Raw genomic sequence first — 21,240 nt, forward strand, 5'->3', positions numbered from 1 at the left:
CTAATAAGTTACGAATCAATTCAAAAAACATTTCATATTCCCCCTATTCCTATTACGGTACCAGTATTTTCCTTTTCATTATACTAGATAATATAAGGGGTTTCACCGAAATTTTTTTTGCTAGAATCCGCAAATGTAAGATTTCACTACCGATCCATCCAGCTTTCATCTTCTGGATTTTTCCGCCATTCTTTTAATTTTTCTAGTTCTGTTTCGCTAACTAACCCTTTTTCTAGCGCAACATCAATTAGCGTTGAATAATCACTTAGGGCATGTGCTTTGATGTTCGCTACTTCAAGCTGCTTATAGCCTCTCGCCAATTCATACGTGAAAATCGCTACAGTGCCTAACACTTCACAACCTGCTTCGCGCAGTGCTTCAACTGCTGTGATCACACTACCGCCTGTTGAAATTAAGTCTTCAACGACAACCACTTTTTGACCGGGCTTCACTGCACCTTCGATTTGGTTGCCTCTGCCATGGTCTTTCGGTTTTGAGCGGACATAGCACATTGGTAAATTGAGAATGTCACTTACCCAGGCTGCATGCGGGATGCCGGCCGTTGCCGTACCCGCAACCATTTCACAGCCAGTAAACTCCGTTTGTATTAAGCCTGCCAACCCTTTCGCAATTTCTTTTCTAAGCTCAGGGTATGATAATGTTAAGCGATTATCACAATAAATTGGTGATTTAATTCCTGATGACCATGTAAATGGTTCACTCGGCTTTAAATGGACTGCACCTATTTCTAATAGATTTGCAGCAATTTCTCGTTTCATTTACTTTTCCTCCCACTCATTACGAACAATGTTGTATGCTTCAAGCGGATTATCGGCTTTCGTAATCGGTCGGCCGATAACGATGCCCCAGCTTCCTCTTTTTCGAGCTTCCTCTGGTGTCGCAATTCGCACTTGGTCATCAACCGTGTTGCTTTTTAAGCGAATCCCCGGCGTTACCGTTAAAAAGTTTGGTCCGCATGCTTCTAAAATTTTCTCTACTTCCCAGGTTGAGCAGACCACACCATCTAAGCCACTCGCACTTGCGTTTTTAGCATAGCTGACAACGACTGAGTCAAGCGCTTTGTTGATTAATAGTTCCTGCTGTAGCATCTCTTGGGATGTGCTCGTTAATTGTGTCACCGCAATGCATTTTGGCCGTTCTTTGCCTACTCGCGTTCCTTGATTCAAGCCTTCTAGGGCTGCTTCCATCATTTGTTTGCCACCGGCAGCATGGACATTGACAATATCGACATCAAAGGAAGCGAGATTGCGCATCGCACTTTTCACTGTATTCGGAATATCATGAAGCTTTAAATCCAAGAAAATTTTATGGCCGTTTTCTTTTAAAAAGCTGAGGATCCCGGCGCCTTCCTTATAAAAAAGCTCCATCCCCACTTTTACATATAATGATTCATTAGCAAACGGTGCTAGAAATTGCTGTACTTCAAGCTTGCTTGGAAAATCAAGAGCTACAATTAGCGGTCTTTGCATCACGGCCCCAGCTCCTTCCTGTTAGTTCAGAAATATGCCCTACACGAAGCTTGTCCAAAAGTGGTGGAAGTTCTTCAATGATTGTTGGGCAAACATATGGGTCAACAAAATTCGCTGTACCAATAGCAACAGCACTGGCACCCGCCATGAAAAACTCAACCACATCTTCCGCAGTTGAGATGCCGCCCATACCAATAATTGGGATATTCACTTTTTGACTGACTTGATAAACCATCCGGATTGCGACAGGCTTAATTGCTGGACCGGAAAGTCCACCTGTTTGATTTGCCAATACTGGTTTTCCCGTTTTTAAATCAATGCGCATACCTAAGAGTGTATTAATCATTGTAATTCCGTCTGCACCTGCTTCTTCAACAGCAACAGCCATTTCAACAATATCAGATACATTCGGTGATAGCTTCACATAAACTGGAACACTTGCTACTTCTTTAACTTGCTTTGTTAATTCAAAAGCAACCTCTGGAATCGTTCCAAATTGGATGCCGCCGCTTTTCACGTTCGGACAAGAAATGTTTAATTCTAAGGCATGGACATTCGGTGCTTTTGAAATTTTTTCAGCAACGATTAAATAATCTTCGACTTGTGAGCCGGCGACATTAGCAATAATCGGCACATCAAATTGCTCGAGCCACGGCAACTCCCGCTCCATCACCGCAGCCAACCCGGGATTTTGCAGGCCAATCGCATTCAACATCCCTCCGCTTGTTTCAGCAACCCTTGGAGTAGGATTTCCGTATCTTGGCTCTACTGTTGTCGCTTTAATCATGATGGCACCAAGCATAGAAAGATCATAAAACTGGCTGTATTCACGTCCAAAACCAAAGCAGCCGGAAGCAGGTATGATTGGATTTTTTAAATTTAAACCTGGAAGGCTCACATTCAAACGATTCATTAGATTAAAACCTCCCCAACTTTAAATACCGGACCGTCACTGCACACTTTTCGGTACGTTGCACCACTAGGGTCTTCCTGCAAGTGGCAGACGCAGGCAAAGCAAGCGCCGATGCCGCAGGCCATCCGCTCTTCCAACGAAATAAAGCCCTTTTTATCTTTGAAGCGTTCATTCAATGCTCGTAGCATCGGTGTAGGTCCGCAAGCATATAAACAATCAAATTGAATTTTTTCTTGATCAATCACATCGGTAACAAACCCTTTTGTTCCGTATGAACCATCAACGGTTGCAATAAATGTTGTGCCAAGCTCTTTAAATCGATCTTCATAAAATAGAACCGATGTGTCTTGGAAACCAAAAACATGAATGACGTTCACGCCTTTTTCGACCAACCGTTTTGACAGGTTGTAGAGCGGCGGCACACCGATGCCGCCCCCTACTAGCAAGGCTGTTTCGCCCGCATGTAATTCATCAATAGGAAATCCATGTCCTAATGGCCCTAACACATCCACTTGGTCATTTTCTTTCTTTTTAGCTAAAAGGGTTGTTCCTTTTCCTTCCGCCCTATAAATCATGGTAAATCTATTATTTTTATGGTCGATATCACAGATGCTGATCGGTCTTCTTAACAAAGGATCGATTGATTCATCAACTTTCAGATGAACAAATTGTCCAGCCTCTTGCATTTCAGAAACAAGCTCCCCTTCTAGAACAAGCTCGTAAATGTTTTTTGCAATTTCTGTTTGTGAAACAACCTTCATCCATTGTTTTTTCATTGCGTTACGACCACCTTTGCTTTTTCAAACTTTGGCATTTCATCTGTTGCAAATGTCATCGATTCTAAAACACGTAAAATTGCTTTTGCTGTATCTAATGACGTTAAGCAAGCCACCCCGTTTTCTACAGATTCACGGCGAATTCTGAAGCCGTCGCGGGCAGGTTGCTTGCCTTTCGTGAGTGTATTAACGACATATTGAGCTTCCCCATTACGAATCACATCTAGTAATGTATGGCCTTCGGAGCCAATTTTATCAACGATGGTAACTGGAATATTTTCCTGTTGAATCCGAGCAGCAGTCCCTTCTGTTGCAAGGATTCGATAACCGATTTTATAGAAACGGCGCGCAATATCCAGTGCTTCTTCCTTATCCTTATCAGCGATTGTTAATAACACTGATCCATAGCTTGGAATGGAGATGCCTGATGCAACCAAGCCTTTATATAATGCTTTTTCAAGTGTTACGTCACGACCCATAACTTCTCCTGTTGATTTCATTTCAGGACCAAGCGTAATATCTACTCTGCGCAGTTTTGCAAACGAGAACACCGGCGCTTTGACAAACACTTCATGGCTTTCAGGATGGTAGCCCGTTTCATAGCCTAGGTTTGGCAATTTCGCACCTAAAATCACTTTTGTAGCGATATTTGCCATTGGCACACCGGTAATTTTACTTAAGAACGGCACTGTCCGGCTTGAACGTGGGTTCACCTCTAACACATACACTTGATTTTCGAAAACTACGAACTGAATGTTTAACAAGCCGATAATTTCGAGACCTTGCGCAATTCTCGTTGTATAATCGATGATTTGCTGTTTGATTGCAGCTGACAATGTTTGCGGCGGATAGACGGCAATGGAGTCACCAGAATGGACGCCGGCACGTTCGATATGCTCCATAATGCCCGGAATATAAACATTTTCTCCGTCGGAAATGCCGTCTACTTCAATTTCTTTACCAATCATGTAGCGGTCAATTAAAACAGGATGCTCTGGATTTATTTTCACCGCATTCTCCATATAATGAAGCAATTCTTCTTCATGGTAGACAATTTCCATTGCTCGACCACCTAGAACATAGGATGGACGAACTAATACAGGATAGCCGATTTCAGTCGCAACCTTAACCGCTTGCTCTACTGATGTCGCTGTCTTTCCTTTTGGCATTGGAATGCCGATGGACGTTAACGCTTGTTCAAATTTATCTCTATCCTCTGCACGGTCCATATTTTCTAGTGATGTACCTAATATTTTCACACCACGTGCGGAAAGCTCTGCAGCTAAATTAATAGCAGTCTGTCCACCGAACTGGACGATAACGCCCACTGGCTTTTCAACCTCAATGACATGCATAACATCTTCAATTGTTAATGGCTCAAAATATAATTTGTCTGATGTACTAAAGTCTGTTGATACTGTCTCAGGGTTATTGTTGATAATGATTGCCTCATACCCTGCTTCCTTAATTGCCCATACTGAGTGTACAGTTGCATAGTCAAACTCTACCCCTTGCCCGATGCGGATTGGACCAGAGCCGAGTACTAGCACACTTTCTTTTTCAGTGAGGATGGATTCATTTTCCTCTTCATAGGTGCCATAGAAGTATGGAGTTTCAGATTCGAATTCAGCCGCACATGTATCAACCATTTTATAAACTGGCATAATGCCATTTGTTTTGCGGATATTATAGATTTCTCTTTCCGATTTGTTCCATAGCTTCGCGATGGCAATGTCGGAAAAACCTTTCTGTTTCGCTTCCTGTAAAAGTTCAAGATTCATTGGGTCTTTCTTAAATACGACTTCAAAATCAATCAAACCTTTGAGTTTTTCTAGGAAGAAGCGGTCGATTTTACTCCACTGATGAATTTGTTCTACCGTAATTCCACGGCGGAATGCTTCGGCGATTACAAATAGTCGTTCATCATCAGCCACTTCAATCCGCTTTTGTAGTGTTTCGTTATCAAGTTCTGCCATTTCTTCAATATCGATATGATATACTTTTGCCTCTAAAGAACGGACCGCTTTTAATAATGATTCTTCAAAGCTGCGACCGATTGCCATGACTTCACCAGTAGCTTTCATTTGTGTACCAAGCTTACGGTTAGCTGATTCAAATTTATCAAAAGGCCAGCGTGGAATTTTTGAGACAATATAGTCTAATGTTGGTTCAAAGCACGCATAAGTTTTTCCAGTTACCGGATTCATCATTTCATCTAGTGTTAAACCTACAGCGATTTTTGCTGCAAGCTTCGCAATCGGATAGCCTGTTGCCTTTGATGCAAGTGCTGAAGAGCGGCTTACCCTTGGGTTCACTTCAATGATGTAGTAATTAAAACTATCTGGGTCTAATGCCAACTGAACGTTACAGCCGCCTTCAATTTTCAAGGCCCGGATAATTTTTAATGATGCATTTCTAAGCAGCTGGTATTCGCGGTCGCTTAATGTTTGGCTCGGTGCGACGACGATGGAATCCCCTGTATGAATACCTACTGGGTCAAAGTTTTCCATATTACATACAACGATGGCATGGTCGTTGGAATCGCGCATGACCTCATACTCGATTTCCTTGAAGCCAGCAATGCTTTTCTCGATGAGACATTGCGTCACTGGACTGTATTTTAAACCGCTCGCCACTATTTCTTTCAATTCTTCTGGTGTTTGACAAATTCCGCCGCCTGTTCCTCCCAATGTGTAGGCAGGCCTCACGATAACTGGATAGCCAATTTCGTCTACAAACGTGAAGGCCTCCTCAACAGTATGGATTATCGCGCTTTCTGGGATTGGCTCTCCAAGTTCATTCATTAATGTTCTAAATTCATCACGGTCTTCAGCCTTTTGGATAGCAGATAGTCTAGTTCCTAATATTTCAACGCCACATTCATCCAGTACTCCTGAGTTATGGAGCTCTACCGCCATATTTAAGCCTGTTTGTCCACCCAAGGTAGGTAAAAGTGCATCTGGACGTTCTTTACGGATGATTTTGCTAACAAATTCTAATGTTAGCGGCTCAATATAAACTTTGTCGGCGATTTCCGTATCTGTCATGATTGTTGCTGGATTTGAGTTGACAAGAATTACTTCATAACCTTCTTCTTTTAAAGCCTGACAAGCCTGTGTACCTGCATAGTCAAATTCAGCTGCCTGCCCGATTACAATAGGTCCTGATCCGATTACTAAAATTCTTTTAATATCTAAGCGTTTTGGCATACGGCTTCTCCTTCTTTCTTTTGAGTTTCGATTAGGTTTATAAATTCATCAAATAGATAGTTTGAATCCTCCGGTCCAGGGGACGCTTCTGGATGGTACTGCACAGTAAATGCAGGGTAATCTAAATGCTTTAAGCCTTCAATTGTCCCATCATTTAAGGCCACATGGGTAACTTTTAGACGAGTATTCAGTGTAGACTCCATTTCAACGGTATAGCCATGATTTTGTGAAGTAATATCAACAGTGCCTGTCTCTAGGTTTTTAACTGGATGATTTGAGCCGCGATGGCCGAACTTCATTTTGCTTGTATTTGCACCACATGCTAACGCGAATAGCTGGTGGCCTAAGCAAATTCCGAACATTGGAACTTTTCCGAGTACACCACGGATCATTTCAATCGCCTCTGGTACATCTTTAGGGTCGCCAGGGCCATTGGATAGCATGATGCCATCAGGATTCATACGAAGAATCTCTTCGGCAGTCACATTATATGGAACAACTGTTACATCACAATTACGGCTGTTTAACTCACGTAAAATCCCATGTTTCATTCCAAAATCAACTAATACAACACGGTAGCCTCTACCTGGGCTTGGATAGGCTGATTTTGTTGAAACACGCTCCACTTGGTTTGTTGGCAAAGCTTCATTTTTTAACTTTGCAACAACTTCCTCGACATTAACATCCATTCCACATAATGCACCTTTTAACGTCCCATACTTTCGAATAATCCGTGTTAACTTTCTTGTATCAATCCCCTCCAAGCCTGGGATTCCTTTGCTCTTAAAGAGTTCATCTAATGTTTCCATGCTTCTCCAGTTGGAAGGAGCCGTCGCTGCTTCTTTTACAATAAAACCATGGATGGCAGGTGTGATTGTTTCGAAATCATCACGATTAATACCGTAATTGCCCACCAAAGGGTAGGTTAAGGTGACGATTTGCCCGCAATAGGATGGGTCTGAGAGAATTTCCTGGTACCCTGTCATTCCTGTGTTAAATACTACCTCACCGATTGAATCGACATCACTGCCAAATCCTTTACCAATAAACACTGTTCCATCTTCTAATATTAATTGTCGTTTCATTGTGCTACACTCTCCTTCTCCCATACGATTTTACCATTTACGATTGTTAAAGTATTCCAGCCCTTGCATTTCCAGCCGTTGAACGGAGTATTTTTACCTTTTGATAAAAAGTTTGAGCGATCAATGGCTTCTTCTTTTTCTAAATCGATGACTGCTAAATCTGCAATACTACCTTCCTCTATTTTCCCATATGGCAGATTAAAAGTCTCGCATGGTTTTATCGTTAAGTACTCTATTAATTGTTTTAGTGACAGCTTCCCTGGTAGAACAAAATGCGTATAAAGCAATGGGAAGGCAGTTTCCAAGCCGACGATGCCAAATGGCGCTTCCGTCATTGGCCAAGATTTTTCTTCTTCTGTATGCGGGGCATGGTCTGTTGCGATAAAATCAATCGTCCCATCCATTATTCCGGCAATTAAGGCATCACGGTCATCACGACTCCGTAACGGTGGATTCATTTTGTAATTTGCATCAAGTCCAGGTATATCTTGATCACAAAGTAGAAGATGATGCGGTGTAACTTCAGCAGTTACGCTTATGCCGGCACGTTTTGCATCGCGAACGACGCGAACAGACTCTTTTGTACTAATATGGCAGACATGATAATGACAGCCAGCTGCTTCCGCTAACAGTACATCTCTCGCAATTTGGACAGATTCACAAACAGACGGAATGCCATTGATTCCATGCTTTTTAGCAAATTCACCTTCATGTACAGCCCCTTTATTAATCAGTGAATTATCTTCGCAATGGGCAACGATGGCCATATCCAACTCGGCCGCCTTTTTCATCGCCTGAAGCATCATCCCTGCCGTTTGCACGCCGACGCCGTCATCCGAAAAAGCAAATGCACCTGCTGCCTTTAGTGCTGCGAAGTCTGTTAATTCTTCCCCAAGCTCGCGTATGGTAATGGAGGCATATGGAAGAACTCTAACATTTGCCGTTTCTTTAATACGATTTTGGAGCCATTCCATTTGTTCTTTCGTGTCCGGTACAGGCCTTGTGTTTGGCATAGCAGCAATAGCTGTATAGCCGCCTCTAGATGCAGCCAAAGTTCCAGTTGCAATCGTTTCTTTCTTTTCGCCACCCGGCTCACGCAAATGCACATGTAGATCAACAAATCCTGGAGTGACCAACTTTCCACCCACATCAACGATTTTCCCTGCATTTTCATGTTGAATGTTGTCTTCTATTTGTACAATGACACCATCTTGAATCAATATATCTTTTTTCTCTAATTCTCCAGAAGCATTTAAAAGTTTCGAATTTTTTAATAGTAATGACACCTAAGATCCCCCTTTACGTAACTTTTACCAGCATGTTGTTATAATTGAATAGGCTGTGGTGCCTCATGTAATGATTTTGATTCAAGTGCGCGCTTAATAGCTGCCATTCTTGCGAACACCCCGTTTTGCATTTGTTTAAATATCCGAGATCGTTCACATTCAACTAACTCATTTGCAATTTCGACGCCTCTGTTTACTGGTGCCGGATGCATAATGATACTCCGCGGCTTCATCATCTTTTCTCTTTCTATTGTTAAGCCGTAAGCTTGATGGTAATCTTCTTTTGAATTTCCCATATGGCCTTCATGGCGCTCATGCTGAATCCTTAACAGCATCAGCACATCCGCTTCCCGAACAGCCTCATCTATTGACACAAATTCACCTGTATTATCCTGCCATTCTTTAGGTCCTGAAAAAACGACGTTGGCTCCTAATCTCGTTAAGGCATCATAATCGGAATGGGCGACACGACTATGGCGGATATCACCGATAATGGCTACATTCAAATCTTTGAACGCTTGAAACTCCTGTTTTATTGTTAACAAATCCAACAGACATTGTGTTGGATGCTCACCAGAGCCTGCCCCTGCATTTATGACCGGAATATCCACTTTTCCAACCAGATCCTGGAAGAAATTATTCTCTGGGTGGCGAATAACGACACCACTAACACCAATCGATTCAAACGTTCTTACGGTGTCATACAATGTTTCACCCTTTTGGACACTAGAGCTTTCAGTATTAAAATTTAAAACATCCAATCCCAACCGTTTCTCAGCTACCTCAAAACTATTTCTCGTCCGCGTACTTGGTTCAAAAAACAGGTTGGCAACAAACATTTGCTTGTCAACTTTCCAACTTTCTCCTTTCGCAAAACGCTCTGCTTCTAGAAGAAGTTGCTCAATTTCAGTTACTGTTAAGCCTGACATTGTTAATAAGTGATTCATCATCTTTTCCCCCATTCGGAAATTTGATGTCCTTTTTTGTACAAATCTACCAGATCAAGCTGTTTGATTGTACAAAAAAAGCACCCTATTTGTTATTACAAGGGTGCATTGAAGTACAGGCCCTTGATTTCAAACCTGTCTTCAAAAACAAACACCCTTTCAAGCCTCTCTGGACCCTCATTAAAGTGTGTTATTCTTTCGTTTTTTCCTCTGATTGCAACGAATCTCCACTTTGATTCTTTTCTCTGCCTGGCAGGACATAGTTTAATATAGCTCCAATAATGGCTGCTAATGCCATCCCTGAAATTTGTACTTGCTCATTAACCTGTATAAAAGCGCCGCCAATGCCAATGACTAAAATAACGGAAGCGATCATTAGATTGCGATTTTTACTAAAATCAACTTTATTATCAACCAACATCCGTAAACCTGATGATGCGATAATCCCGAATAATAAGATGGACACACCACCCATTACGTTTGTTGGGATTGAGCTAATTAAGGCACTAATTTTACCAACAAAACCAAAGATTAACGCTAATACGGCTGCACCACCGATCACGAATACGCTAAATACGCGTGTAATCGCAAGCACACCGATGTTTTCCCCATAAGTTGTATTAGGAGGTCCACCTAGAAAAGAGGCCATCATTAACGAAAACCCGTCACCTGCAATCGCCCGGTGCAACCCCGGCTTAACGAGTAGGTTTCGATCAATAACCTTTGAAAGCACCATTTGGTGTCCAATATTTTCGGATAATGTAACTATGACAACCGGCAACATTGCAGCTGCAACACCCCATTTTAAATCAGGAGTATAGGTGACGAAGGGAATTAACATCTCCGGTGCTGCAAACCACTTGGCTGCATGCACTCCTGAAAAGTCGACAATCCCGATTATCACTGAATATGTGTAACCACCGACGATTCCAATTAAGACCGGAATGACTCCAAAAAATCCTTTAAAAAACATATTGGCGATAATCGTTAGAAATAAGGTTACCAATGCCACTGAAAAATGCAGTGAACTATATGTTGCTGGATCATTCGGATCGATTCTCATAGCCATATTAACCGCTGTTCCTGCAAGTCCCAAGCCGATAACCATAATTACCGGACCAACAACAATCGGCGGCAAGATATTTAAAAGCCACTGAACGCCAAACTTCTTTATCAACAAAGCAACAATTGCGTATATAACACCCGCCATGAATCCAACCAACATGGCAGTACCTGGTCCACCGCTTGCCTTTGCTGCGATAATCGGCGCTATAAACGCAAAGGAAGAACCAAGGTATGCAGGTATTTGCCCCTTTGTTATCGTGATATAAGCGAGTGTTGCCAAGCCACTTGTAATCAATGCAACTGCTGGGCTTAAGCCAACCAGGTAAGGAACTAAGATTGTTGCGCCAAACATTGCGAATAAATGCTGTATGCTAAGGGAAACCCATTGCAGCGGTTTCGGTCTTTCATTTACGTCTAGTACTATATGTTGTCTACTCATATTCTCTACCCCTATTTTCTTGATGTCAAACAAACTTATTCATTTTCGCGTATACTAACTTGATCAATACCATCCACTTCATATAATTCTACAAATATGACTTCAGAGCTTGAAGTCGGAATATTTTTACCAACGAAATCAGCCCGAATCGGTAATTCACGATGACCGCGATCAACTAGGACAGCCAGCTGAATTTGTGACGGACGACCAATATCCATAATGGCATCCATTGCTGCCCTCACCGTTCTTCCTGTGTATAAAACATCGTCAACTAAAATGACGGTTTGATCTTTAATGGTGATAGGAATGTTTGCACCATGCAGTTCTGGTTCATTATTTGTCGTTGTTGTCGTTAAATCATCACGATAAAGAGTAATATCTACATCGCCGACCATAATCGGTTTCCCTTCTATTTGTTCAATTCTTTCCGCCAAGCGATTAGCTAAGTAAATTCCGCGAGTTTTTATTCCAACTAAGAGGCAATTTTCTATTCCTTTATTTCGTTCAATAATTTCATGAGCAATTCGTGTAAGTGCACGGCGGATTGCTTGTTCATCTAGGACAATGGCCTTTTCTTTCATCAAACGTTCACCTCATTCAACCATTAGTTTTGCCAAAAACATAAAAATCCTCACACCGTTTGGGCGAGAGGATTAATTTTGCGCATGCATAGATAAGAGGATACAATTTCCCCATCTATCAATTCACGTATTCCTTCTCAGCCTCACGGGACTGTATTTAAAGGACCTATTTACTTGTTAAAAAGATTATCTCACTGATATCGAATTTTGTCAATTCTCTTTTCTAAGTTTAATAAGCAATTCTTCAAAATATGTTGGAAGCGGTGCTTCAAATTGCAAGAACTCTTTCGTTCTAGGATGAAGAAACCCTAGTATTCCTGCATGAAGTGCTTGTCCGCCGAGATCGAGCGTTTTCTTTGGACCGTATTTTGGATCACCAACAAGCGGATAACCAATATATTTCATATGTACACGTATCTGATGTGTTCTTCCTGTTTCCAATTGGCATTCAACAAAGGTAAAATCCTTAAATCGCTCCAACACCCGAAAATGGGTTACCGCATGTTTACTATTTTCATCGGTTACGGTCATGCTTTGGCGATCATTTTTATCGCGTCCAATCGGCGCATCGATTGTCCCGTTATCATGAGGGATGATACCATGGACAAGTGCACTATATTTTCTCAAGACTGTTTTATTAACGAGCTGGTCCACCAATGATTCATGAGCCATATCGTTTTTCGCCACCATTAATAAGCCAGATGTATCCTTATCAATTCTATGAACTATTCCGGGTCTTAAAACGCCATTAATCCCGGATAAATCCTTGCAATGGGCCATCAAGCCATTGACTAATGTTCCAGATAAGTGACCAGGCGCCGGATGGACAACCATTCCTTTTGGTTTATTAACGACAAGCACATCAGAATCTTCATAATAAATATCCAAATCCATCTCTTCCGGCAAAACATCCAAACTTTCCGGCTCTGGTATATCTACTTCAACAAAGTCATCCAGTTTACATTTATAATTTCCTTTGATTACCTTCCCATTAGCCCTCACAAGCCCTTCCTTAATCCACTGCTGCACCTGGCTTCGTGACCATTCTTCATTAGCCGTTGCTAATACCTTATCAATCCGCTCATTTTCGGAAATCTCTGTTATCGTAACTTCAAATCGATCCATTCAGCTTTTTCTCCTTTTTGCTTTCCAAGAGTGTATGTATTAAGATGAGAATGACGCCGACAACTAGTGCTGCATCAGCTACATTAAAGATTGGATAATGATATTGAAAGAAATAAAAGTTCAAATAAAAATCAAAAAAGTCGACCACTTCTTTGCGAACAACCCGGTCGATGAAATTACCAAGCGCTCCACCTAAAATGAGACCAAGTGCTGTGCCCATTAATGGATCCTTTTTCGCTAGTTTCCTGATGTAATAAATAACCGCAATTATAACAGCCAATGTAATGATATAAAAGAACCACATTTGACCTTGCAAAATTCCCCATGCAGCTCCCCGGTTGCGATGTGATGTTAAATAAAAAAATTGATCAATGATGGCGATGCTTTGCCCATACTCCATCTTTTTCACAATCAGCCATTTTGACCATTGATCAATAAAAATGACTATCATTGCTATTAAATAATAAATCACCAATGCTCCTCCGATCTTCCATACTAATAATTGATTTCTGTAAAATTGTAGCACATCTATTCGGTTTTCCACAACCTATCTCCTCTGCCTTTATAAATCGTGAAAAAGAAAGCTCTACCTTATTTAAAAAAAGGTAGAGCTTTCGTAACTTTTATTTAGCTTGTGGAAGTGGTCGATTGAGCCATTCATTATAAAAGGCATCAATATCTGGCTCAAAGTCTTTTAAAATTGGATACCATGGTGTGACTGCCTCCACCTCTAGCTGTGAGGCACATTCCGGGCAATAGTATTCACGAATGACCTGCCATTCTGGATGCGGTGCCAGCATTTTAGGATATAATTCCGCCAGTTTTTCTTCGGTATCCCGTACATAGATCAATGCATGGTGCTTCCAATTATCCTTTTCATCACAGAATTCATGGCCGCAATCGCATTTTACGACCCGATCTCCATTTGCCTTTTCCACGATGTACAGATGAAGCCCCGCCGGCAGAAGAATTCTGTCATCCCAAGAAACTCTTTCTTGCAGGATACTAATATATTTTTCAAAGCGATCGGCGTCTTTGAAGTTTGATAACATTTCTTTTAATTTATAAAAATCAATCGTCCCATCTATTAATTCTTCTATTGTTTTACGATCATAGTTTGTCATTACTTCACCCCATTCACGTTAAATTATTATTTACGGTTAATTTTAGCCCCGAAAACCGGTATGTCTAGCTCGGATTCCGTCAACTGCCATTCTTCCGGCAGATTCCAAAAGTCTTTAAATTCATTTTGAAAACCTTCACTTAAGGCAAAGCTGCCTGCGTACATATGTCGGACTTGTATTGAAGCTTCTTTACTGATAATATTCTCACGCTCTTTTTCCATCCACTTTTGAACGGGTACACCTCGCTTCAGGCGTTCTTTTCTAATTTGTCTACGGCGTTCTTCAGTTGCTTTCACATCAACAATGTATTTTCCTTTTTCATTTTGGCTGACAACAGCGCCATAGACTTGTTCCGCATAGCGCACAAGCAAGTGCCCTTCATTTAAATCCTCTTCAATCGCTGCCAGCCTGCGCTCAAGCGGATCACCAAACCCAGGACCCCCACGAAGGTAGTTCAAATACAGATCATAATTATCGAAAATCGTCTCGGTTGTAATTGATTGCTTATCACGAATAATCTCTCTTGCTTCTAAACAGTTTTCATACTCCGGATTATCAGGATCAATATCACCACCTGTTGGAATTGGCAGTTGCTTTTCAATTCGTTCTTTTATGTTTGTACCATGGGCTTCAAAGCGATACCCCGATGCTGCCGGATATCCTCCCATCAAGCCGCAGTCACTTGACATATAACCGTTGCCCATAAAGAACATTGTCCAATCTTTTGCACCGTATACAAGCCGCAATGTCTCATAGCCACTGCCACCGCGGTATTTCCCATAACCAGCAGTATTAGGTTTAATACTTCGCCCTAAGTAAAGGAGCGGTTCAGCAAGTTCCCAGATTTCCATATCACCCATATCGCCTTCAGGATTCCAAATCGCTGCCGCATGGCTAATTCCATCTTTAACCGCACCGGCACCGACACCTTCCGCCGCTGATTCAAAGCTGTTAACAGCATGGTTTTCATTAAACTGATTATATCCGCCACCTTGGAGCCAGTTAGAAGTATTAGCATTACCGGCGTTAACCTCTTCCAAGTAGCCACGTGCAAAGTAGTTGCGGCTGAGCGCACGCCATAATGGACTCCAGGCAGATACAAGAAAATGCCAAGCATAGCTATGAGCCGTACGGATATCATCCGGATTAAGCCATGAGCCATATGGAAGATCGAAGGTACTAGCGTAAAGAGCACCATCATTAACACGATCATTAGGAATTAATGTCTGGGACATCATAACCCAAATTCCACTTGTGATGGCAACCGGAGTTGCATTATAACTATGCCAGCCCCAGCGATTTACACCATCAAAATCGATTTGAAACTTGCCGTCCTTATGAACCGTAAGTTCAGTCGGAGCATGCATGATTGTATCTACACGGGCGTATGGTGGAACATCTAAGTTTTTATACGGGACGTCAACAAACGAAACTTGACGGTATTTGCCCGGGATGAGCAGCGTTTTCACTTGATTTACAAAACCGCGCCGTCCGTCCTCAATCACTTCACGAATAAAGCTCTTATATGTGTCAATCCCTTCTTCTTTCACGATATCAAGAACTAAGTCCCTAATCATATGGCAGCCAGCAATACGAGTCCGTTCATCTAGGAGCCAGTATTTTGTTGTACGGACAGACCGTTGACTTTCAATTAACCAATCTTTAAGAAGGGTATTATCTTTCCCGATTTTCCGGCAAGCAACTTGGTAACCATCATCATAACGGGTAACAGGTCCAACAGTCATGCTACCAGGGGCTGTTGCACCAACATCAATAACATGAGTTACACCGCCGACCCAGCCGATAACTTCACCTTCATAAAAGATTGGAACAATCGTATGAACGTCACATGGATGGACATTGCCGATTTGACAATCATTGTTACAGAAAATATCTCCGTCTTCAATGCCCGGATTATCTTCATAATCGTTGTTAATCATATATTTAATCGCAGCACCCATTGTTCCCACGTGAATGATAATACCAGTCGATGTTACAACTGAATCGGCTTCTGGTGTGTAGAGCGTAAAGCATAATTCCCCTTCCTGCTCAACAATGGGTGAGGCTGCAACTTTTTTTGCGGTTTCACGTGCATGAACAATCCCGCCACGCAGCTTAGAAAATATTTTTTCATATCGGATTGGATTTGTTTCTTTGAATGGCAATGTGCGAAGTCCCGCATAATGTCCAGTAGAACGGCTGAGTTCATCCACTTCTTTACGCATTTGGCGCAACGTTTTTCCGTCCCAGCCAATTACTTTCCGGTTTTGCTGTTCTTTTTCAGTCATTTTCATGATATCTTGACCTCCTTTTTATAGTTCTTTTAAATGGAAAATGCGATGTTCATCAAGGTAAGTTTCAAAGCCCGGCGGAATAACAAATGTTGTTGCTGGTGATTCTAAAATTGCAAATGCACTGATTTTATTTCCAGGCTGTAGTTTTTCCATTTCCCAAATATTTGCTTTGATCCACTCTCCTTTCCAATAAACATTGCGCTCGCCAAGAAACGCAGCTTGTGGCGGTGTCTCACCTTGAAGCGGCTCGCTAGGAATGCGCGGTTTCGCCACTTCAACAATGCCGCGGACGATGGCCCCTGTTATGCTGTAGCCAAGCTCTGGAGATTTTGCTGCTTTTGCATAAACTCTTGTATATACATCTTCAAACGCATCCACCAATGCTTCCCAGTCCTTTACATTTCTAAATGCTCCAATTGGTGCTTCGATTTCTAGGTCATTTAATTGACCTTGATACTGCATGCGGAAATAGAGTCGGAAGTCAACATCTTTTCTATCAAACTTGTTTTTCTCAAATTCGCCGGCAACTTTCTCCTTTAGTTCATCCCAAGCAGTTTGCAATTCTTTGCCAACTATTAGCTTTTGTTCATCTACGGCACCATGATCAACATTAATATCAAGCGTTTTATCATAACGATATTCAAAATCAGCTGCGCCGCAGCCAAACGCTGAAAATCCTGCTGCCCAGGCAGGTACCAAGATATCTTCAAATCCCAATCCGCGCGTATAGCCAGCAGTATGTAGCGGACCACCGCCACCATAAGAAAAACAAACATATTGCGTAGGTGAATACCCTTTTCCAAGAATCATAGATTCAAGGTAATTTCGCAATTGTGATTCAAGTAAATCGATTACGCCATATGCTGCTTCTTCAACTCCTAAGCCAAGCGGCTCGGCAATTTGTTTCTTAACTGCTTCATATGCACGTTTCGGATCGAGCTTCACTTCACCGCCAAGGAAGTTATTTGGATTTATCATACCGAGAACCACATGACAGTCTGAAACTGTAACAGTTTCAATTCCTCCTTCCGGATAACAAACGCCGACGCGTGACCCCGCACTATCAGGTCCGAGCGTAATGGATTTAAAGTTTGGATCAATCCGGACAAAGCTGCCCGCACCTGCACCAACTGTATCCATGGCGACAAGTGGTAATGAAAGGACTAGCCGTGCCATGTCAGGACTTGTGTTAATACTTAAATCTCCTTGAGTAATGAGCGCCATATCAAAGCTCGTTCCGCCGATATCTGAGCAAGCGATGTTAGGAATGTTTAACTGTTCACCAAGGTATTTTGCACCAATTACGCCACCAATCGGACCTGATACAAGCGTTCTGGCTAACTCGTTTGCTTGTGTACTAATTGTGCCGCCATGGCTGGCCATAACACGAAGATCAAAGGTGGCACCATGGTCTCTTAACATGTGATCAATTTTAGAAAGTGTTTCACGGGACGGATCTGCTGCATAGGCTTCAATAATTGTTGTGTTTGTACGATGCGTTTCTTTTCGCACCGGGTAATAATCGACCGAAGCAAAAACCGGAATTTCTTTTCCACTCTTTTTCATTACTTCTCTTGCAATATCCCTGATTTTTCGTTCATGGTCTGGATATTTATAAGAATGGAGCAGACTGATAACAATCGCCTCAACATCCTCCTCCAATAGTTCTAATATGGCTGGTTCTACTTCATACTCATAGAGTGGTATGACAACATTCCCAAATAGGTCAACCCGTTCTGTAACTCCTTTCGTCCACTTTCGTGGTACAAGCGGCGGATCATAACGATGTGTATTTAAGTGCAGTCGGTCAGAATACGAGTAACCAAGGTACGCTTGAATAGCCCGCCCCATTCGATGGAAATCCTCCATCCCTTTATTTACGATAAGACCAACACGGCGCCCATTTCTAGATACGAGCCGATTAAGCATTGCTGTACCGGAATATACACCCGCGAGCAATTTGGGAAACTCTTCTTCCACCGTTGTATTCCAATACGTTAGGGCATCTTTTGCTGAGTTAAGCAAGCCAATTGATTCATTCTCTGGTGTTGATTGCGCCTTACCAACAACAAAATCCCCTTTATCATCGATAATAAAGGTATCCGTCATTGTCCCCCCGGCATCAATCGCAAGTATTTGCGCTTTCTTGCTAGTAGCTGTTTTCATCCATTTCTCTCCCTTCTAAGCTTAGTAACTGAATTCACTTATCTATATTGCAACTTCTGTGCCAATTATTAAAAAAATGGCAAGTTGCCTATTTTGCGTAGTTTTTAAAATGTAAATCTATATTCATTTGTAGCATTTTGCGACAGTTGTATCGATACGGTGTCCTATGTAGCGGACAGAAGTGAGAATTTTAGGGAAAAGATTCAATTTAATAAATAGGAAATTAATGTTAAAATATTTTTAATGTTGAACAACACTAGACGTAAGGAGGAAACGATGAAAAGTCCTTATATTTCCATCTTCTCTACTGACAATTTGATTGCTAAAACAAAGGAATTAGAGGCATTTTGGGAAAAATTCGTTTCTAAAGTAAAGGAGGACATCCAGCATTATCAACTAAGAAAAGACATTTTAAATTCATGGAAGCGCCGTCAAGAAAGTGGTGTTAATCCAGGACAAATGCAAACGGAAGCTGCGTTGACAGAGGACCAAATGAGGCAAATCACGGAACAATCCGAGCTTTATCAAATTGCCAAGCCAATTATTGATGATTTGTTTTATAAAATGCGGGGCACGGGCTATCTTGTTACGTTGGCAGACCAAAAAGGCCGGATTATTTATATAAAGGGTGATGTATTCATATTGCATGAAGCCGAAAAAATGAACTTCGCCCAAGGCTTCGACTGGAGTGAAAAAGCAGCAGGAACAAATGCAATTGGCACAAGCATGATCACAAAAAGCCCGTTGCAAATTTTCTCAGCTGAGCACTTCTGCAAAGGATGCCATCCTTGGACCTGCTCTTCTGCGCCGATTACGCATCCTTTTACAAAAGAAATTATTGGCGCCATTGATTTTACCGGTCCATGGAATAATGCCCAACCACATACATTAGCGATTGCGGTATCTGTTGCACGGGTAATTGAACAGCAGCTTGAACAGGTTTATCAGAATGTGAACAATCATTTAATGGAAACCTACTTCAATGCCATAAACAAGTGGAAAGCAAATCCAGTTATAGTCGTAAACAATGCTCTTGTTGTTGTTAAAGCCAGTGAACATTTTAATCGTGATTTTAATTTGCCCCAACTTACGAATTTGAAAATGATTCCTGAATTTCAAGATTTGATAGCAGAACTCGAAATGTTAGGAAATATGCCTAATTATCATTTTTCTGCAGCTCAATTGACAGTACTTGAGTTTCCAGTTCTTGAGGTAAAAAGAATATTATTTGCAGGTTTTACTGCCGGTTTTGTCATTGTCTTAAAAGACAACCAACCTTCCTATAGCTCAGCAAAAATACTCCAAGAGGGGCCTTGGAAAGAAGTAGTAGGAAAATCCGAATCGTTCCAGTCCGTTTTGCATAAATGCTATAAGGCCGCTCCAGCAAACGTTCCCATCCTATTATTGGGTGAAAGCGGCACTGGTAAGGAGAAAATAGCTCAAACAATACATAAAGCAAGCCAAAGGGCAAATCAACCTTTTTTAGCGATTAACTGTGGTGCCATACAAAAAGAATTGATCGGTAGTGAATTATTTGGCTATGAAAGTGGCACGTTTACCGGGGCCGCAAAGGAAGGAAAGAAAGGAAAGTTTGAAGAAGCAAATGGAGGCACATTGTTTTTGGATGAAATTGGGGAAATGCCATTAGATTTACAAGTTCATCTTCTAAGGGTTCTTCAAGAAAAAGAAGTGACACGATTAGGCGGATCAAAACCCATTCCTATAAACGTTAGAATTATAGCTGCAACCCATAAAGATTTGTATAACCAATGTAAAAAAGGCCATTTTCGCGAAGATCTATTTTTTAGGCTAAATGTCGTATCAGTAAATATTCCTCCGTTACGTGAACGCAATGAAGACTTTACCATGCTTACCGAATACTTTTTGAAACAATTTGCTTCAAAATACGAAAAAAATATACTCTCACTATCAAATGAAACAATGAATTACTTTTTAGAATATACTTGGCCCGGGAATATAAGGGAGTTGCAAAATGCACTAGAACATGCAGTGATTTTCACTAATTCCGCGGTTATTCATTTAACCGATCTTCCGGATTATTTACTTGATAATAAGTTGAGCAATGTAGAAGCCGGTAAAAAACATGCTCACTTCACGATGATTGAGAACGAGGAGAGGAAAATCCTCTTACAACTTTTGGAATCCTACAGCTGGAATTTGTCAGCGGTTGCTAAAAATATGAATATTGCCAGATCAACGCTGTATCGTAAGCTTAAAAAATATAAATTAACAAGTAAAGAAAATGATCTTAAATAAAAAAAGACCGTAGCCGGTCTTTTTTTATATTTCAATACTGTATGGCTCTTCTTGATATCGACCATACGGAAAATGCATCAGCGCTTGCGCTTCGGCAAATGTTCTTACTGTCGGCAGCACCTTTAACATTTCATATGGTATCCCCTCTCCAGTTTCCTCGCAAAAGCCGTAAAGACCGAAATCCATCTTTAATAAAGCCCGATTCACATCCTGTAATTCAGCTTCGATATGTTGATATAAAAAATTGCTTTTATTAGAGTCAAAAAATTTGGTAACTGATTGTAATTGGTCACGATCATCAAACCAGTATCGATTTAATCTCTCTTCAAGCTCTCGTTTTGTTAATTCAAGCTCCGATTTAATCTGTGTGTACTGATCGTTCATATCAGTTACCTCCTTCGTTCAATTGTAATCCTTATTGTGAACTAGGAGAGGGCAAAATAGACAGGCAATGTTTGTATAT

At 41.4% G+C, this 21,240-nt stretch carries 17 protein-coding genes; 1 reads left to right on the forward strand and 16 read right to left on the reverse strand.

The annotated features are described in order from the left end of the window. Positions 1-146: 146 nt before the first annotated feature. The 15 genes from pyrE to ACNQFZ_RS03475 all read right to left on the reverse strand — a co-directional run bounded on the left by pyrE (position 147) and on the right by ACNQFZ_RS03475 (position 18,500). Positions 147-779: an orotate phosphoribosyltransferase gene (gene pyrE / locus ACNQFZ_RS03405; protein ID WP_458413952.1), complete on the reverse strand. Its 633-nt coding sequence runs from the start codon at positions 777-779 to the stop codon at positions 147-149. Then, positions 780-1,490, reverse strand: coding sequence for an orotidine-5'-phosphate decarboxylase (pyrF, locus tag ACNQFZ_RS03410; protein ID WP_458415296.1), 711 nt, complete (start codon positions 1,488-1,490; stop codon positions 780-782). After that, a complete protein-coding gene (locus ACNQFZ_RS03415; RefSeq protein ID WP_458413953.1) occupies positions 1,462-2,403 on the reverse strand; it encodes a dihydroorotate dehydrogenase in 942 nt (313 codons plus the stop codon). The genes pyrF and ACNQFZ_RS03415 overlap by 29 nt, the downstream gene beginning before the upstream one ends. Continuing rightward, complete coding sequence (locus ACNQFZ_RS03420) at positions 2,403-3,179, reverse strand: dihydroorotate dehydrogenase electron transfer subunit (protein WP_458413954.1); 777 nt, start codon at positions 3,177-3,179, stop codon at positions 2,403-2,405. The genes ACNQFZ_RS03415 and ACNQFZ_RS03420 overlap by 1 nt, the downstream gene beginning before the upstream one ends. Further along, positions 3,176-6,388, reverse strand: coding sequence for a carbamoyl-phosphate synthase large subunit (carB, locus tag ACNQFZ_RS03425; protein WP_458413955.1), 3,213 nt, complete (start codon positions 6,386-6,388; stop codon positions 3,176-3,178). Before carB ends, ACNQFZ_RS03420 begins: the two co-directional genes overlap by 4 nt. Then, positions 6,373-7,473, reverse strand: coding sequence for a carbamoyl phosphate synthase small subunit (locus ACNQFZ_RS03430; protein ID WP_458413956.1), 1,101 nt, complete (start codon positions 7,471-7,473; stop codon positions 6,373-6,375). Before ACNQFZ_RS03430 ends, carB begins: the two co-directional genes overlap by 16 nt. Further along, positions 7,470-8,759: a dihydroorotase gene (locus ACNQFZ_RS03435; RefSeq protein ID WP_458413957.1), complete on the reverse strand. Its 1,290-nt coding sequence runs from the start codon at positions 8,757-8,759 to the stop codon at positions 7,470-7,472. Before ACNQFZ_RS03435 ends, ACNQFZ_RS03430 begins: the two co-directional genes overlap by 4 nt. A gap of 38 nt (positions 8,760-8,797) precedes the next feature. Beyond that, positions 8,798-9,706: an aspartate carbamoyltransferase catalytic subunit gene (locus ACNQFZ_RS03440; RefSeq protein WP_458415297.1), complete on the reverse strand. Its 909-nt coding sequence runs from the start codon at positions 9,704-9,706 to the stop codon at positions 8,798-8,800. Between the two features lie 190 nt (positions 9,707-9,896). Then, on the reverse strand, positions 9,897-11,210 hold the full coding sequence (locus ACNQFZ_RS03445) for a solute carrier family 23 protein (protein WP_458413958.1): 1,314 nt from the start codon (positions 11,208-11,210) through the stop codon (positions 9,897-9,899). 35 nt (positions 11,211-11,245) lie between these two features. After that, positions 11,246-11,791, reverse strand: a complete 546-nt coding sequence (gene pyrR / locus ACNQFZ_RS03450; protein ID WP_458413959.1) for a bifunctional pyr operon transcriptional regulator/uracil phosphoribosyltransferase PyrR — start codon at positions 11,789-11,791, stop codon at positions 11,246-11,248. Between the two features lie 210 nt (positions 11,792-12,001). Continuing rightward, positions 12,002-12,916: an RluA family pseudouridine synthase gene (locus ACNQFZ_RS03455; protein ID WP_458413960.1), complete on the reverse strand. Its 915-nt coding sequence runs from the start codon at positions 12,914-12,916 to the stop codon at positions 12,002-12,004. Then, positions 12,903-13,403 (reverse strand): signal peptidase II, encoded by a 501-nt coding sequence (lspA, locus tag ACNQFZ_RS03460; RefSeq protein ID WP_458415298.1) that lies wholly within the window; start codon positions 13,401-13,403, stop codon positions 12,903-12,905. Before lspA ends, ACNQFZ_RS03455 begins: the two co-directional genes overlap by 14 nt. A gap of 136 nt (positions 13,404-13,539) precedes the next feature. Continuing rightward, the gene (locus ACNQFZ_RS03465; protein ID WP_458413961.1) at positions 13,540-14,040 is read right to left on the reverse strand and encodes an acetone carboxylase subunit gamma; all 501 of its coding nucleotides are present in this window, start codon (positions 14,038-14,040) and stop codon (positions 13,540-13,542) included. A gap of 26 nt (positions 14,041-14,066) precedes the next feature. Next, positions 14,067-16,334: a hydantoinase B/oxoprolinase family protein gene (locus ACNQFZ_RS03470; protein WP_458413962.1), complete on the reverse strand. Its 2,268-nt coding sequence runs from the start codon at positions 16,332-16,334 to the stop codon at positions 14,067-14,069. Positions 16,335-16,352: 18 nt separating this feature from the next. Further along, positions 16,353-18,500, reverse strand: coding sequence for a hydantoinase/oxoprolinase family protein (locus ACNQFZ_RS03475; RefSeq protein ID WP_458413963.1), 2,148 nt, complete (start codon positions 18,498-18,500; stop codon positions 16,353-16,355). 276 nt (positions 18,501-18,776) lie between these two features. On the opposite strand from ACNQFZ_RS03475, the gene ACNQFZ_RS03480 reads away from it, so the two are divergent. Beyond that, a complete protein-coding gene (locus tag ACNQFZ_RS03480; RefSeq protein WP_458413964.1) occupies positions 18,777-20,777 on the forward strand; it encodes a sigma-54-dependent Fis family transcriptional regulator in 2,001 nt (666 codons plus the stop codon). A gap of 24 nt (positions 20,778-20,801) precedes the next feature. On the opposite strand, the gene ACNQFZ_RS03485 is transcribed toward ACNQFZ_RS03480, so the two are convergent. Next, entirely contained in the window at positions 20,802-21,161 is a 360-nt protein-coding gene (locus ACNQFZ_RS03485; RefSeq protein ID WP_458413965.1) for a TraR/DksA family transcriptional regulator, read from the reverse strand. Positions 21,162-21,240: the final 79 nt, after the last annotated feature.

The organism is Schinkia acidoalkalinis (assembly GCF_054301215.1).